This is a genomic window from Aerococcus sp. HMSC10H05 (assembly GCF_001806975.1).
Classification (GTDB): domain Bacteria; phylum Bacillota; class Bacilli; order Lactobacillales; family Aerococcaceae; genus Aerococcus; species Aerococcus viridans_B.
This window is the reverse complement of the sequence record NZ_KV786994.1, coordinates 1-16,057: the sequence shown is the minus strand read 5'-3', so window position 1 is coordinate 16,057 and position 16,057 is coordinate 1. Positions and strand designations below refer to the sequence as shown.

At 33.3% G+C, this 16,057-nt stretch carries 17 protein-coding genes and 1 riboswitch; of the genes, 1 reads left to right on the top strand and 16 read right to left on the bottom strand.

The annotated features are described in order from the left end of the window. Positions 1-110: 110 nt before the first annotated feature. Positions 111-1,481, bottom strand: a complete 1,371-nt coding sequence (locus HMPREF3116_RS06820; protein ID WP_070468633.1) for a hypothetical protein — start codon at positions 1,479-1,481, stop codon at positions 111-113. A 155-nt stretch (positions 1,482-1,636) separates the two neighbouring features. On the opposite strand from HMPREF3116_RS06820, the gene HMPREF3116_RS06815 reads away from it, so the two are divergent. Beyond that, entirely contained in the window at positions 1,637-2,017 is a 381-nt protein-coding gene (locus tag HMPREF3116_RS06815) for a lactoylglutathione lyase (protein ID WP_070468631.1), read from the top strand. 53 nt (positions 2,018-2,070) lie between these two features. Here the strand turns inward: HMPREF3116_RS06815 and HMPREF3116_RS06810 are convergent, their stop codons facing one another. The 15 genes from HMPREF3116_RS06810 to HMPREF3116_RS06745 form a co-directional block, all read right to left on the bottom strand. After that, positions 2,071-2,619, bottom strand: coding sequence for a DUF3267 domain-containing protein (locus tag HMPREF3116_RS06810; RefSeq protein WP_070468629.1), 549 nt, complete (start codon positions 2,617-2,619; stop codon positions 2,071-2,073). A gap of 52 nt (positions 2,620-2,671) precedes the next feature. Continuing rightward, positions 2,672-3,319 carry a DUF2812 domain-containing protein gene (locus HMPREF3116_RS06805; protein WP_070468627.1) on the bottom strand — a complete coding sequence of 216 codons (648 nt, stop codon included), beginning with the start codon at positions 3,317-3,319 and terminating at the stop codon, positions 2,672-2,674. A 15-nt stretch (positions 3,320-3,334) separates the two neighbouring features. After that, a complete protein-coding gene (locus tag HMPREF3116_RS06800) occupies positions 3,335-3,646 on the bottom strand; it encodes a PadR family transcriptional regulator (protein WP_070468689.1) in 312 nt (103 codons plus the stop codon). Between the two features lie 431 nt (positions 3,647-4,077). Next, positions 4,078-4,299, bottom strand: a complete 222-nt coding sequence (locus HMPREF3116_RS08790) for an IS3 family transposase (RefSeq protein WP_083272799.1) — start codon at positions 4,297-4,299, stop codon at positions 4,078-4,080. A gap of 51 nt (positions 4,300-4,350) precedes the next feature. Then, positions 4,351-4,902, bottom strand: coding sequence for an IS3 family transposase (locus HMPREF3116_RS09005; RefSeq protein ID WP_083272798.1), 552 nt, complete (start codon positions 4,900-4,902; stop codon positions 4,351-4,353). Between the two features lie 5 nt (positions 4,903-4,907). Continuing rightward, a complete protein-coding gene (locus HMPREF3116_RS06790) occupies positions 4,908-5,471 on the bottom strand; it encodes a helix-turn-helix domain-containing protein (protein WP_070468625.1) in 564 nt (187 codons plus the stop codon). Positions 5,472-5,553: 82 nt separating this feature from the next. Then, positions 5,554-5,868, bottom strand: coding sequence for a hypothetical protein (locus HMPREF3116_RS06785; protein ID WP_070468623.1), 315 nt, complete (start codon positions 5,866-5,868; stop codon positions 5,554-5,556). 71 nt (positions 5,869-5,939) lie between these two features. Next, a riboswitch (SAM riboswitch) is annotated at positions 5,940-6,037 on the bottom strand. Positions 6,038-6,295: 258 nt separating this feature from the next. Beyond that, positions 6,296-7,321, bottom strand: coding sequence for a KPN_02809 family neutral zinc metallopeptidase (locus tag HMPREF3116_RS06780; protein WP_070468621.1), 1,026 nt, complete (start codon positions 7,319-7,321; stop codon positions 6,296-6,298). Between the two features lie 364 nt (positions 7,322-7,685). Continuing rightward, positions 7,686-9,008: a sensor histidine kinase gene (locus HMPREF3116_RS06775; protein WP_070468619.1), complete on the bottom strand. Its 1,323-nt coding sequence runs from the start codon at positions 9,006-9,008 to the stop codon at positions 7,686-7,688. Beyond that, a complete protein-coding gene (locus HMPREF3116_RS06770; protein ID WP_070468617.1) occupies positions 9,005-9,658 on the bottom strand; it encodes a response regulator transcription factor in 654 nt (217 codons plus the stop codon). The genes HMPREF3116_RS06775 and HMPREF3116_RS06770 overlap by 4 nt, the downstream gene beginning before the upstream one ends. Before the next feature lie 96 nt (positions 9,659-9,754). Continuing rightward, positions 9,755-11,131, bottom strand: a complete 1,377-nt coding sequence (locus tag HMPREF3116_RS06765) for an ABC transporter permease (protein ID WP_070468615.1) — start codon at positions 11,129-11,131, stop codon at positions 9,755-9,757. Further along, positions 11,131-11,787, bottom strand: a complete 657-nt coding sequence (locus HMPREF3116_RS06760) for an ABC transporter ATP-binding protein (protein ID WP_070468613.1) — start codon at positions 11,785-11,787, stop codon at positions 11,131-11,133. Before HMPREF3116_RS06760 ends, HMPREF3116_RS06765 begins: the two co-directional genes overlap by 1 nt. 9 nt (positions 11,788-11,796) lie before the next feature. Then, the gene (locus tag HMPREF3116_RS06755; RefSeq protein WP_070468612.1) at positions 11,797-13,074 is read right to left on the bottom strand and encodes an ABC transporter permease; all 1,278 of its coding nucleotides are present in this window, start codon (positions 13,072-13,074) and stop codon (positions 11,797-11,799) included. Positions 13,075-13,702: 628 nt separating this feature from the next. Then, positions 13,703-14,893 (bottom strand): NAD(P)/FAD-dependent oxidoreductase, encoded by a 1,191-nt coding sequence (locus tag HMPREF3116_RS06750; protein ID WP_070468610.1) that lies wholly within the window; start codon positions 14,891-14,893, stop codon positions 13,703-13,705. A 348-nt stretch (positions 14,894-15,241) separates the two neighbouring features. Continuing rightward, entirely contained in the window at positions 15,242-15,844 is a 603-nt protein-coding gene (locus tag HMPREF3116_RS06745) for a CadD family cadmium resistance transporter (RefSeq protein ID WP_026465298.1), read from the bottom strand. Between the last annotated feature and the right edge of the window lie 213 nt (positions 15,845-16,057).

The following is a 16,057-nucleotide window of genomic DNA, read 5'->3' as shown; positions in this document are numbered from 1 at the left end:
GGTATGAAGGGGAATAATATGAAAAAATAGTCTAAGCAATTTATTTTAAACTGCTTGGACTATTTATACTTATACGCCAGATTCAAATGTACGTTTTATTTTCCGTATCATTAGACCCTTTCAGGTATGAATAATCGTTGCTCATTATCTTCTGTTACAATATATAGCAACTCTTGATCTTGATTAGGCAAAGAGATGACTTCATTTATCATTTCATCGATATCTCTATTACGAGATAAAGCTTCAGTAGTAGTCAATAATTTCTGATTTATATCGGTTAGTCTTTCTACAACTTTGGCCACTTCTCGCTTAGGCAAACCTGTTACGACGGACTTAAGCCCCTTACTTGACGCCTCACCAATATTTTTTGAAAACTGTCCAACAGACCCAGAAACCTTCTCGACTTGTCCAGATAATTTTAATCCCTTCTTCTTAGCTTTGTCTTCATTCTTATCCTTTTTCAAAAACGGTAAGTTGCTAGACTTTTCGCTAAAACTTTCCAGCAATTTCTCAGATCCCTCTAGTCGATTCGTTTTATGGGCCAACTCTTCATTTTTTTGTTGAACGATGACATCATAGATCTCTTGTAGTTTCGTTTCATAATTTAAATAGAAACTATCCGCAAATTTTTCTTTAAGTTCTTCAGCTCGCGCTTTAATTAATTCATTTGAATTACCCAATTTTATTCGAACACTAATCTCTATTAAATCAGCATATAAGGATAATTTATCTGTTTCAAAGGCATATTTTATTGCATAGTTAATATCACTTATCAATTTGTCTTCTGTTTTTTGATTATTCTTCTGCTGTAGCTCTTGTTCATATCGTTTCAATCTTTGCTGGAACTGTTCATAGATACTCGTAATTTCAATTTTAAGATGTCTGATTTGAACGATATCCGCTTGATCTACCATTTTACGCTTAGCAATTTCTAGTAAACCTTTACTTGCAGATATTATCTTGCCTATAATTTCATCTTCATGCATATTAAAAAGCACGTCTAATTTTTCATCAATAGCAGAAATTTGACTATTAATTTTATCAAGATAATAGGTACTTGAAGCAAAAGCCATGACTTGCATACCGATTCCTAAAACCATTGCAGGGTTAATAGAGTTTGGCATATTTATTTCAGAAAAGCCAGAATGACCAATTAAATGATTTTCGCTGTCTCTCACCATAGTCGTGAAGGTATTATCAACTTTAAAATGAGATAATTTTTCAGGACTTACTGTAGCTGTATATAAGCCATTTGGATAAGCTTCTAAGATTTGTTCAAATGCCATACTGTTGGTCTTAAAAAATACTCCAGCATCTACTAAACTTCCCCCTATTAATGAAGTAGTACCTAAATTAACCTCTTTAAATTTTTTACCGAAACTGATTTTTTCCTCTGACGCTTTCTCAAATTGTAGCTCATTTCCTGAGGAATCAACCATAACAGTAACTTCATTATTCTTTGATGGTGTATTCTCCGTCATATCAATCGTCTCCCAAACTGTTTAATTAGATATATTATATTAAAAGTTACAGGGAGTACAATTAAATCCTACCTTTTTCAGTCAATTCATATCATGCGACTGCATTTCTCATCTATGTTATGATGAAATTAATCAAATTAATGGAGGTAAATAGAATGAGCCAAATACTTGTTGAAATTTGTTTACGTGTAAGAGATATTGATGCTACATTAGATTTTTATACGAATCTATTTGATTTTGAGGTAGCGAGTCGTAGAGAGTTTCCTGAAAATAAATTTGATTTAATTTACTTAAATTCTCCAGGATCTTCTGTTCAAATCGAGTTAACATACAATTATGATGCAGAGCCATATACTATTGGAGATGGCTTTAGTCATTTAGGTGTTACTGTTGATGATTTAGAAGCAATGCATGAAACTTGTAAAGCTTCTGCCTATGAAACTGGTGATTTAAAAGGCCTTTCTGGTGGCACACCATCATACTTCTTCGTGACTGACCCAGATGGTTATCGCATCGAAGTTAAACGTAAAAAATAAACTTCTTAGCACCTTAAAAGGCGCTCCCTTATTATTAGGGTAACGCCTTTTTATTATGCTTTCGTCCATATTAAAATGCCAACTTCAGTATCTTCATAATACTTATCTCCATATTTCATGATCAGTAAAGCATACCAAAGGTCACCTACGCAACCTGCGAAATGCATACTCCCCATAGCGATAAAAAAGAGTGTACTTATCCAAGTGAATTGATACAGGATAAATAAGACAGCTGAAATAAACACACAAGGTGCTAAAACAATAATTAAAAACTGCCACCAAGTATATTTACTCCCGGGATTCGTTGCATATGCCATCCCGTTTTTAAAGCCAAATATTACCTTACCTGTTTCTGAAAATACTTTGAAAAAGAGACCATGGATTAATTCATGGATAATAATCACCGCAAAATAACAAGCAAGGAATATAAGGGCATTTATAAAATACTGGGCTAAAGATTCCGGATATAAATTAATTGAATCATGTATAGAGAGCCCTCTAAATATCAAAATGCCCAGCAAGAAGAGTGGTAGCGCAACGATATTAATGCCAATAATTACCTTCTTATCCTCAAGCAAATTGTATTCTCGTATTCGTTCCACGTTAACCTCCAATAAGGTATTTAACCTTATATGCTAACATATTGAAAAAAATCTATAAACTAGCCACTTCATCTTGTAATTTCTTATAGCGGTGCCAGTTAATAAATGAGCCTAATAAGAATGAAGCGACTAATATGACAAGTAACCAACCAGAAAAAATTCTCATTAGGGCAAATGGTGTTTCGAAGGCAAATGCACGCCAGAATTTAGCCCCTGTCATTTGCCAAAGTCCTGGTGTTAAATAGGCTGATTTAAAAGTATAGAAGTTTAATAAATCTACTAGTTCTAGGTTTAATATAATTGGTAAAAAACAGATAAATAAGGTCACTAAGTACTTGGCGTATCTTAGGTATAACTGTGCTTTCGAGTCTTCATCAGAATATAAGATGCTATCTCCGCTTGGATTATCCTGTCTAAAATATTGCAGACCATTCCAGCGATTACCATGAATACGGTACCAATCACCGTCTTCATATAAAGATAAGTAGTTTTCATATGCTGCTTTGTTCTTGAATTCACGAAAATCAATCCGTGTAATTGGGACGAAGTCGGTTTCAGCTTCACGAAAACGATATAGTATGGAGCCAATAGGTATGCTATCTAGATATAAATGTTTATGTCTTTGTGCGTTTATCCATGCTTCTTCCTTTTCAATATCTGCAAATAAGAATAATTTAAACTTATATGTTGATTTAGACATAGTACCCCTTCTCTCTTAATTAAACAATCGATAACCTAATGCAGTTAAATTTGATAATCTACCAATTTCTGCTTCAAGTACTTCTTTTCCTTTTTCTGTAATTTGATAAACCTTTCGTCGCTTATTTTCGCTAGCTACTTCCTCAATCCAAGCCTGCTTATAAAGATTGTCTAATGCACCGTACATTGTACCGGCTGCAATTTTGACATGATTGTCGCTCAGTTCCTCCACATTTTTGATAATGGCATAGCCGTGACGTGGTTCAAGTAAACTCAATAAAATTAAATAAGTTGTTTCTGTAAGTGGTAGAGCGCTGTTACGCATGATGATCATCCCTTATTCATTATATACAGTTCAACTGTATAGTTAGATTATATACAGTTAGACTGTATATTGCAAGTATCTATTTAAAAATTCGCAACTCTTCCATGCAAAAATAGTCAAGGATTCGCTTTTAAGACATTCGCTTATCAGGAAAATACTCAGTAAAAAAGAAGCTAGCTCATAGTCACTAACTCCTTTTTACAATTATTCAGTTATGATTGGAAATGAAAGAGTATTTAATTAGCTACTACGGCCGAAACTTCCTAGCATGCCTTAGCAGTGAAAGAGGATGACTGACTCATATCAGAGAGTTGGCATTCATGCCTTACTCTCTGAATCGTCAGGCAAGGAATTAGACCTTGGCTAATTCCGGTCCCACTGCAAGTTGAGCTTTGCAGGATAGAGGTAGTGACCCCCAAAAGTTAGAGTTTTTATTATGCAGCTGTTTGGCTGGATTGTTTTCGGTATTCAACCGGACTCAATCCAGCCAATTTTTTCTTTGATCGTTCATTATTGTACCAGTAGATATATTCTTCAATCTTTACCTTAAGTTCTTCAAAGCTGACCAGTTTTTCCCCATAGTACATTTCCTGTTTTAAGATACCAAAGAAATTTTCCATTGAAGCATTGTCTGCACAGGTCGCTTTACGAGGCATACTTTGGAAAATTTTATTTTCTTTCAGTGTACTTACCCATTGCTTATGTTGTTACTGCCAACCTTGATCAGAATGAATGGTAGTACGGTAGCGTGCGTGATTGTTAATGATGCCGATGGCTTCTTTTAACGGTGTCATCACTAGGTCTAAAGTTGGTCGTCTTTTCATTTCAAATGCAATAATTTCCCCATTATAAAGATCAAGAATAGGACTTAGATATAATTTCTCATTATGTAAACACTTGAATTCTGTAACGTCTGTTACGATTTTTTGGAGTGGATTCGATGTATCAAAACGTCGATTTAATCGATTTTTAGCTACTTTACCAACATTACCTCGATAAGAATTATATTTACGAGATTTGCGCATGAATTTAACACACTTTAAACCTAATTCTTTCATGAGTCGATAAACCTTCTTGTGGTTAATACAATATCCTAATTTATGTAACTCATCTGTAATTCGCTTATATCCATATCGTTCATGATATTGTTTAAACAAGTGCGTGATAAGTGTCTTAAGTTCTATTTCAGGATCTTCTTTCCCTAAGTTTTTGACATGATAGTGATAGGTTGCTTCAGGAATTCCCACTACCTTTAAAATATTCTTTAATCGGAATCCATCTTGCTTGAGCTCGAATGCCCATTGGGCTTGTACTTTTCGTGGAGTTTTTTCTGGTTTTCCCGAAAAGCTCTCAACTTTTTTAGGTAAGCTACCTCAAGTCTAAGTAGTTCATTCTCTCGCTCTAATGCTTTTTCACGTGTTAAAGCTTTTTCTTCACTCTTTTTAGATTTTCGAGGTTTCTTTGTCATTGAAGGTCTCCCCTTTAACTTTCGTTTTAGGCCTTCTATTCCTTGTTCATTAAATGCTTTCCTCCAACTATAAATTAAGGCAGGATTATTCATTTTAAATTGATTTGCAGTTTCTTGAAAAGAAGCCCCTGTTTCTAACATGAATTTTACAGTATCTAATTTAAATTGAACAGTGTATGTTGCCTTACGGCTCTTTCGTTTTAAACCCTCTATCCCTAAGGATTTATAGGTTCTAACCCATTGTTTTAATGGTGATGAAGAGGGCATACCATATTTGCTTGCTAGTAATTTGTATCCTAGATTAGTATTTAAATACTCAGTAACGAGCTTAATTTTAAATTCTTCAGTATATTTAGACATAAAAATACCCCCAAAAGTTAGTTTTATAGCTCTAACTTTTGGGGGTAAGGTCCTAGCGGCAACTAGTAGGGTCTCTTTATTACTACCGTATTGCTTTATAGTCCACATCTGTATAGGAAAAATTAGTAATTAAATTGACTAATTGATCATAAGTTTCAAGGCTTATTGCCTCCTTAAAACCATCATAATCATTGACATGGACTTTTCCTATACAACACACGCAAACTCTAGCGATATGTGCCCCAGAACATGGCTCATCACGACAGATCACAGCAATATGATCATGCTCATTAGGATCTCCTGTCTTACTTTTGCGAAAACGGAAATACGGCATAAAACCTAAGGCGGCAATCCCACCTACAAATTCACTAAAATTTACGCACTCATCATTAAACATTCGACACACTCCTAGTTATTTTTTTCAATAAAAAAAGCACAACGCGACTCGTCGTGCCAATAACTTGGTTAGACTCATCTATCTCTTTCGAGTTGGAATTAGCACCTTGCCAACGGTAGGTTGCTGAAGTTTCATAGGGCCAAATCCCTCCACTTGCTCTGAATAAGTTGTGTTCTTTAATTGTATTTGCATTATATCAAATGTATTGATAGATTTCAAATCGTGGTGAAATTCGATATTTAAATTAAGATAAGCAAAATTTTATTCGACTTATTTAGCTATTCAATTATGAAGTATAAATGATGATACTTTTACGAGACGCTAGTTCGACGTTTCAAAACTGTCACCATTCATATGTGTTGCTGCACTAAAATTCTCTGCGTATGCATACTATAACGTAACCATCAAACAATTTTTGTGACTCACTTTATAGGCTATTGTAGTCTATATTGTAAGTATCCCATTGTGACAAGTCACCTGCTTCTAACCCTTTCTTAAACCAGTTTTGCCGTTGCTCTGCGGTACCATGGGTAAAGGAATCCGGCATTGTATAACCATAAGCCTTTTCTTGCAAGACGTCGTCACCAATATGATAAGCAGCGTTTAATCCTTCTTCCAGGTCACCTGCTTCCATCCAATCATTCTCAACAACGTTATGTGCCCATACTCCAGCAAGATAATCTGCTTGCAATTCCATCCGTACAGTCCATTGATTTTGTTCAGTTTGACCCACTTCAGACTGAATTTGTCGCACTTGATCAGAAATACCTAGCTGCTGTTGAACATGGTGACCTACTTCATGGGCGATTACATAAGCCATAGCAAAATCACCACCGCCGCCATAATTTTGAACAAGTTGATTATAAAAATCTAAATCGATATAGATCGTTTCGTCTACTGGACAATAAAACGGTCCAACTTCAGACGTATTATGCCCACAAGATGAATTCACAGCGTCTTCAAAAATAACCAAGTCGGGTTCTTCATATGTATACCCCGCATCAGAAAAAGCCTGTCCCCAATACGCTTCTGTATCATAGAGAATAACAGAAACAAATTCAGCTAAATCGTCCTCAGTAACTAGCTCACTATTGGTGGTCCTAGTCTCTGGTAAATTCACCTGATCAGGGTTTGTTTGCACTTGCGTATTCGATTCCATCTGTCCAGGTAATTGGACATCTACCTGTCCAGTTTGATCATTGGTTTGATGATTACTTGAACTAGACTGGTTGCCACCTAATAAAGAGGTCCCGCCAAATACAAAGAATATAATCAACATTAAAATAATCGAACCGCAACCTAAGCCTCTGCCTCCAGCTGAAGTGCCACGACCGCCTGGAAGCCGAATAGGTATTCTTCCTTCAGACCGTCCTTGTCCCAAACCACTTCTTCCAGTATTTTGGCCACGGAGATCTTTCACATTTCCGCTACGTTTACGTCCTTCCCATTTCATGGAAATACCCTCCTGACAGTTTTCTACATTATATCATATATAATATAATGCAGAAAACTAAAGTAATCTAAACGATATACATCATTAAATATAAGATAATCGTCTAACGCAATCGTTTTAACACGATACCTATACGGAACTTGGTCAACAGGTTGGACGACTTGACGTTGGTAGCAGAAGTCACGTGCGTGCAGTATATGGCTTTTATCTGACTGGATGCGGTTCAAAATATATTGGTGGGCACATAATTCGGCTCTACCAGTTTTTTGGCGCTACAGTATATAGGTCTCATAACAAAAAAAGACGCCTAGATATTGACATAAGGAGTCCGCTAAAATGGCAGAACGAGAATATTCTTTATATATTATTTAGAAAGCATTTTAATTTTAAAAATAAAAAATTCTTCATCCTGCACTGCTTTATATTCCATATTATAATTATTCAGAATATTACTTACAATATATAAGCCTAACCCATTACTATTTTCTTTGTTTAAATCAAATTTAACTTTAAATATTTGATCCATATTAGAAATTTTATGATTACCATTTGAATTTTCGATATAAAACCAACTATTATCAATCCCTATATTAATTACCCCACCTACATCAGTATATTTTACAGCATTACTAATCAAATTAGATAGAATCATTTTTAAAGCTGTTTTTCCTATATAAGCATGCGCATTTAATAGATGATTATTAACAGTAATATTCTTTTGATTTGCTAATACTTCATACTTGTTCAATACGTCTTCTAAAGTATCATTTATTTTCAAATATTCTTCATCATTATTCAATTTTTCTATGTGATGAACGGATAATATTTGCGTAATGTTTTTGGTCAAACTATCAACTATTTCAATGCATTCGTTAATATAAATATCTCTATCTTTATATTTTCCAATATTATATTTCATGTTTTCCAGTATGATTTTAAGACTCGCTATAGGCGTCTTAAGTTCATGAGATGCACCTTTAAAAAAATCATATTTTAACTTTTCCAATTTTATAATTTCATTATTTTTAAATTCTAAATCGTTAATAGTTCTTAATAAAGCAACATATAGGTCATTGATTTGTTGTTTGAGTTGTCCAACCTCGTCATTAGAATGCACTTTTAGACGCGCTTTTTTATCTAATTTTATCATTTTGTCAGTAACAATTTTTATTTCCTGTATATTGTTTTTTATTAATTTGGCATACCATAAAGAAATAACGGTAGAAAATAGAATGGATATCAATAAAGAATAGGGTAAAAATTTAAGACTTAAATCTTTCGCATCTTTCTGCATATCTGCTATAGATACAAATTGTAGATTTGTTTTGTTTCCATCATTCAGCTCTATTTCTCTTTCTTCAATGATCAAAGAATTACTATCACTTTCTAAATTAAAATTGATATTATCGTTGATCTGTAATTCATGTGGATTATTCTTTTCTTCTATAAATACCTTGATTTCACTACTCTTAGAATAAAGTTCCAAAGTTTGCGCTATATCTTTTATGTGTTTTCCGTTCATATTACTAGAGATTTCATTTGCCATATCATGAATCTCTTCTTTTCTTGTCTCCAAATATGTTTTAGGAAAGATAAAAAAAACCAATAAATGAACGAATATAATAATTATGCCAAGAACAGAAAATATTTGTATGAACATTTTGGGAAATATGGTTAACTTTTTCATTTTCTCTCCAATTTATATCCTACATTTCTTATCGTCGTTATACAGTCCAATTTTAATTTTTTTCTAAGTTCTTTTATATACACATCTATTACGCGATCATAAGGAATTTCTTCGCTATCCTTCCATACATAATCAATAATTTGCATTCTTGTTAATACTTGCCCATCATTATCCAATAAACATTTTAATATCTCTAGTTCTTTTGCATTTACATCTATTTCTTCACCATTTATTTTAGCTGTATAACTATTAAAATTTACCGATAAATCCTTATATTCAAACTTTTCTATATGACCATAATGCTTCTTAATTAAAGAATCTATTCTAGCCTTTAATACCGGCAATGAAAATGGCTTTTCTACGTATCCATCTGCCAAATGCGTAAATGCATCAATTTTATATTCTTCATCACTAAATGCAGTCAAAATTAAAATTGGTAGGTTGCTTTTCTTTCTAATCTCTTTCAATACTTCTAAACCATTTACGAAGGGTATCTGAATGTCTAGGATAACCAAATTGATATCGCTACTAAATTTTGACAAGGCTTCCCTACCATCTTTAGCTTGAATAACCATATATCCAAATTCTGAAAGATATGCACTGATTCCCTCTCTTATCATATGATCGTCTTCAACAGTTAATATTTTCATAGCCTTCTCCTTTGGTGTATGTATACCATATTATACATGTCTATTATTGGATATTTGAAAGTCAAAAATTTTCGGTGCTAAAAAGCACCGAAAGCTTTAATTATTGTCAGTTAATAATTCTTTTGGATTCTTTCTTAATATATTGAAGGAAGAAATAATCAATGATATCAGAAGTACTAGACCCATAAATATAGCTACATAAATGATGAATTTAGGTAAGACATTTATGTCTAAACTTGATAAAGTCTTGTTGAATCCTTCAACTTCTGCTCCACCACCTAATTGGCTAGATGCAGATTGTCTAGCGATTTGTTTAGCTATATCATCAGTAACCTTATCCAATATATTGTTTCCAAGCTTATCAGATGTATATTGAGCTAAGAAATAAGCACCAAGTAGTGCTGGAATGGATATAAATACTAACTCAACTATGAATTGACCAAAAATTTCTAATTTAGATGTACCTAATGATAGTAATACTGCTATTTCTTTTTTTCTAGCATCCATCCATAAGAATAGCAATAACGAAACTACCACTCCTGCAAATATTAAAGCGCCAACAAGTAATTTGTTTGAAATTGAATAGATACCTGATATAGATTGTTGCAGTGCAGGATAATTGGATGAACTTTTAATCAAATTATATTCTCTCCAATTTATATCTAATTTCCCAAGATCTTTTAGTACACTATCAAGATTTTTATCCCCTTTTACAAAGAATGTTGCATCTTGGTATACAGCTGTATCTTCTGTATTACCATAAACTTTAGCAGCTGTATGAATATCAGTGATTAATGTATTTTCATATAGTTCTTGTGCTGCACTTACGCCACCGCTATTATGTCCATCAAATAGACCTTTAATTTCTACTTCTACAGTTTCATTTGCACCTTTCTCATTATCAGCATCAAATAAATTAGATTTTATTTTTATTTTATCGCCAACTTTTAGATGGTTTTTTTCTGCTAAATCTTTGTGCATTAAAATTTTATTTTTATCTTCATTTTCTAAATGGTTTCCTTCTACTAATTTATATGCTTCTGATATAAATTTTGTTTCTTTTGAAGAATCGTTAACCCCAGTTAACATCACTGTTCTTTTAAAATTCTTCGCTCTTTCAGGTGATTGATTCGCAAGCGTATCTTGGGTTTCAATAATATCATAATCAACTAAGTCTGCGACACTATTTATTCTTTTTACATAGGCGTCAATGCTATCTGTTTGAGATATCTTTTTAATATCCTCACCTTTTACATTTCCCCCTCCCCTAGGTGTTCCTGGATTTACTTGTCTATTTATTTCTATAGAAAAACTATTCGTTATATTAGCAAATGTCTCTTTTGAAGCTCTGTCCGTGGCATCTTTAATCGATAAACTAATGAGACTTAAAGTTGACATGGATAAAATAACTAACATAATGATGAACGATTTTAAGCTTTTTCTTGTTACATAAGCAAATGCATTTTTTATCATTATTCAGCCTCCAAATTCATTTTATTGACTTTTTTCAATTTTTTATCACTCAGTTCTAAAATGATATCCGCAGCATCTGCTACTTCCTTACTATGTGTGACAACAATTACACATTTATTTCTATCTTTAGCCAATGTCTTTAATATATGAATGATTTCTCCAGCAGTTACACTATCTAGGTTACCGGTAGGCTCATCCGCTAGTATAATTGGCGCATCTGATACCAATGCTCTAGCAATAGCTACCCTTTGTTGCTGACCACCAGATAATTTCATCACATTTCTTTTTATTTGTGTTTTATCTAAGCCTAGTTCAAACAAAATCTGCTCATCCGCTGATTTATTTACTAATCTAATATTTTCAATTGGTGATAAATAATCGATTAAATTATAATTTTGAAACACCAGGGATATATTATTCTTTCTATGATGACGATATCCTTTCTTTTCTATATCTTCATTCTTAAACAAGATTTTCCCTGTTTGTGCTTTATCCAGTCCTGCAAGTAAGGACAGCAGTGTGGACTTTCCTGTTCCTGACTTCCCTACTATCGCATAGAACTTTCCAAGTTCAAATTTTTGATTTACACCTGATAACACTTTTTCTTTAGAATTTCCGTAACTGTAAGTTACATTCTTTATTTCGAATATATCCATTATTTTCTCCTAACTGATTTTTGATAATATTTCTTTTGGCTTCTTTATTAATATGAATGAGGAAGCAATGACAACTGATAAAACAATGATACTGACTAGTATTAAATAACTTTCTATAAAGGTTGTGATATTCAACATCAAACTGCTTTTATTGATGAATCCTCCACCGAATATCATTGCGTCCTCTGAGTTTATAAGTCCTTCTACAATTACTTTTAGGAGTAGGTTTCCTAACAATAATGAGACTATGATACTGGGTATAGATATGAATATTAACTCGAATATAAATTGCATGATGATTTGTATCTTGGTTATGCCAATCGATAAAAATATACCTATTTCATAAATTCTTTCTCTTAACCATAGAATCAAGATCAACGAAAACACAACTATACCAGCTAACATAATAGAATAAGTCATTAATTTTATGATATGTTTTATGCCACTCACTGACTCTAGAGATTCTTCAAACGCCTTATTCTCTTTCTCAATAACATATCTCGACTGGTCAATTTCAAGGGCTTTAATTTTTTTTAAGGCTAAGTCTGTAGATTGTAAACTACCAGCATACATCAAAATTTTATTGGCAATTTTATTATCTTCTGATTTATTGAATATCTCTTGGCTTGTTGAATAATCTATAAAAACCATATTTTCACTGAAATCAGAAGATAATCCTGTATATGTTTCCTGTTTTTTACCAGAAAATATTCCGATAATTTTAAATTTATGACTATTTATTTTGCCACTTTCTTCCATATCTAATAATTCAAGTTCAACTTCATCACCTAATTGGAGATTGTTTTGTTTAGCAAATTCTTCATGGATAATTATGGCGTTTTTATCATTTATTTCTATGTTTTTACCTTGTTTCATTGTAAATGCTCCGCTACTGAATAAAATGTTTCTTGAAGTATTATTAGTAGCTTCGAATGAAACAACATTTTTAAACTCGTCAGATAAATCCTCTCTTTTTATTTTTTGCTCTCCGCTAACTGCTTTAGCATCTTTTAGTTTTGCTAATCCATCAAATTGAATGATTTTTTCTTCAATCTCTGCTATTTTTTCAATATCTTTAAATTGACTGATATTAAAATAATGACCATCCTTTTGGGTTATTGATATTGAAGCATTAGAACTTTTATATAAAAAATCTTCTATTTCGTTGCTTGATTTCATTATGATCAAACATGCATACAAACAAGAAAGAACGATTGTTAAAATAACAAAAATAATCAATGTTCTATATTTTTTTCTTGTAATATATGCTAGTGCGTTTTTTATCACTTACTAATAAGCCCCTTTCTATTTTTATTCCAAAAAACTTATTGTAGCCACAGGTCAAACATTCGCATGAATTAAGCTTCCTAGCTCTTCAGAACTGAAGGCTTGTCCTCCATTATTTTTTACACAATAGCTTTGATCGCTATTTTCAATAACATTCTATACACCTTTTATGAAACGTTTATGAAATACTGCTTTATTTTTTTAAGCTAGGCTATAACAAGACAAATAACATCCTTAAATTTCTTCTTACATACTTAGCAAATAAGCATACAAAAACCCCCTAAAGTAAGACCAGAAACCTGACTTTAGAGGGTATTATTAAGAAATTATTGTAATCAATTATCGATTGAAAAGTTTTTTAGCAAACTAAAAAAAATATGATAGAGAAACTTATCATTGTTTTGAAGATTTAGGTAGCACTATAACGAAGAACGAATACGCATCAAAGCAAAACTTGTTTGGTACAGTCCAGCACAGTATCGTGACCAGTAAAGTCGACAACAATCATTAATTGTCATTGATATAAAAAAGAGTTGACGATTGGTCAACTCTCGTAAAATTTTTCCATAAAATATTCCTTTTTATCATCTTTTTCAATTCTGAAGCTATCTAGTATTCAACAAATCAATTAAATAGGCTTCAACATTCTCGTTAGCTTATCTAATGTTTTCGGTGGGTTAACAAGAATTTCACGGGCCTTATCCATATCAACTTTCACATTATAAGTTAATATTCCTGTTGGTTTACCTTTAAAAAGATAATAAACAATATAACCTCCGGCAACTTCTTCAATAATCGCATCATCACGGTTGCGACTCATTTCACCGACACCTTCAATAGAAATATCTAAGACATTCGTATAAGAGAGTGGCGCACCATGATTATAAACTTCTTCAGCGCCCGTCATGTTTCGTCCCGCTACTTTCCCAGAATACTCCGCTTGCTCTTCATGTTCAAAACGATTACGTCCTATGATTACATCTGGATAATTCAACACATCTCCTGCTGCATAGATATGTTTGTTGGAAGTTTGCAAATACTTGTCAGCAATGACGCCATTACCCACTTCTAACCCAGCTGCTTCTGCTAATTCAACATTTGGCTTTAATCCAATTCCTAAAACAAGAATATCCGCTTTCAATACAGCGCCATTCTCTAATGTAAGACTCACCTGATCGTCTGCTACACTGTAACTATTAGCATAAGTATTGTTTATCAAAGAAACGCCAATATCTACAAAGCGCTGTTGAAATTCTTTAGCAAGCATTCGTGGTAGTCGTTTTTCATTTAATATTTCATTAGGAAAAACAAGCGTCACATCCATATCATTCAGCTTTAGACCTGCTGCAAGTTCTGCTCCAACCCAGCCTCCTCCAACGATAATGACTTTGCTCCCAGGTTTGGCTAACTTTCGGAGGTTTCGGTAATCTTCTAAGTTTCTTAAAGCTAGGACACGCTCGCTCTCCAGCCCATCAATCCACTTTGGAGCGCCACCCAGTGAATAAAGCAATTTTTCGTATTGATAGATTTCTCCACTCTCAATCTCAATCGTTTGTCGATCGGCATTAATTTGCTTCACAGTTGTCCCAGTTAAGATATCAATCGATTCATTATCCGAAATATTATAATATATCGTTTCTTTTGGGTAGGCTGGCTCTGTCCAAAATTCTTTACTTAATGGAGGACGATAGTAGGGTTTGTCAGTTTCTTGCGTGACTATCAGCAATGTCCCTTTACGGTCATACTTACGAATTTCCATTGCGGCATTGGCACCAGCCATCCCGCCACCTAATATTATATATTTATATGAATATTGCATAAATCATGCCCCCCTTTTTCTCTTCCTACATATATTACCAAAATTCTTCTTAAATATTTTTGCATACGCTATATTTCTTATTCTCTCTCGAATTAGATCTATGATTGTCTCAGTTTTTCAAGTATAACCTATTAATAAAATATCAGCTTATTTATTTCCCATTTAGAGAATAAGAAAGCTGTGATCCATAATTGTTAAAAAATATACATAAAAATGAGACACAAAACGACGCTAATGATATTACATCGTTCTGTGCCTCTTTCATATTCCGGTTGTGTTATATGTATCTAAGCTCAACCTTATATACTTTAATGGTATATTCTACTTTCCGTGAAGGTGCTTAAAATTCTATGCAATCAGTGACCAAAGATGTTGAATCGTACCATTCTCTAACAGAATAAAAATACCCAAGCCGATGAAAACGACTGGTACGATGACTTTTTCGTAACGCTCAACTACTTCACCAATCATAGGAACCGAAGCTAATCGTTTGGATAAATAACACAAGGTAAAAATCCCAATGATAAAAACAAGGATCACAACCATGACTTCCTGGAAGGACATTCCAGTAAAGTAAGGAATATAAATCCCCAAATTATCTCCGCCAAGGGCAATGGTCAGAGCAACCACACTCGCAACTTCTGACTGTCTATGCGACATCTTTTCTTCTAAGTCCTTTTCATCTACATCTTCATCGATGAAGATAGCCCGAATCCCCAGAATCAAAGGAAGTAAACCAAGTAATCCGATCACCCAATCTTGTGGAATAAAGTTCAGGAAGTACGCTGCAATGAGACTAAAGCCAACGAGCAACCCCGTTCCAATATATTGGCCAATATAAATTGATCGTTGTTTACCCGTATTCATGGTAGAGAAAAGAATCGTTAAAACAACCAAATAATCGATGGACGTAGAGATAAAAACTAACATTGAAGATATAATTATTTCCATAAGCCTCCCCTTTCAATATGTTTATTAGAATTGGTAGTTTTCACACAAACACATCAACTTGGCCAAAGCCAAGGGAGAATGTTTAATAAATTGCTTCATATAAAACATCCAACTTTCATATTTTTTTCACGTGACTCATATGCTTTCTAAACCAACATTTATGAAGTCGCTTTGTTCCCTCATCAACTACTCTCTGTTAAAACAGAGAGTTTG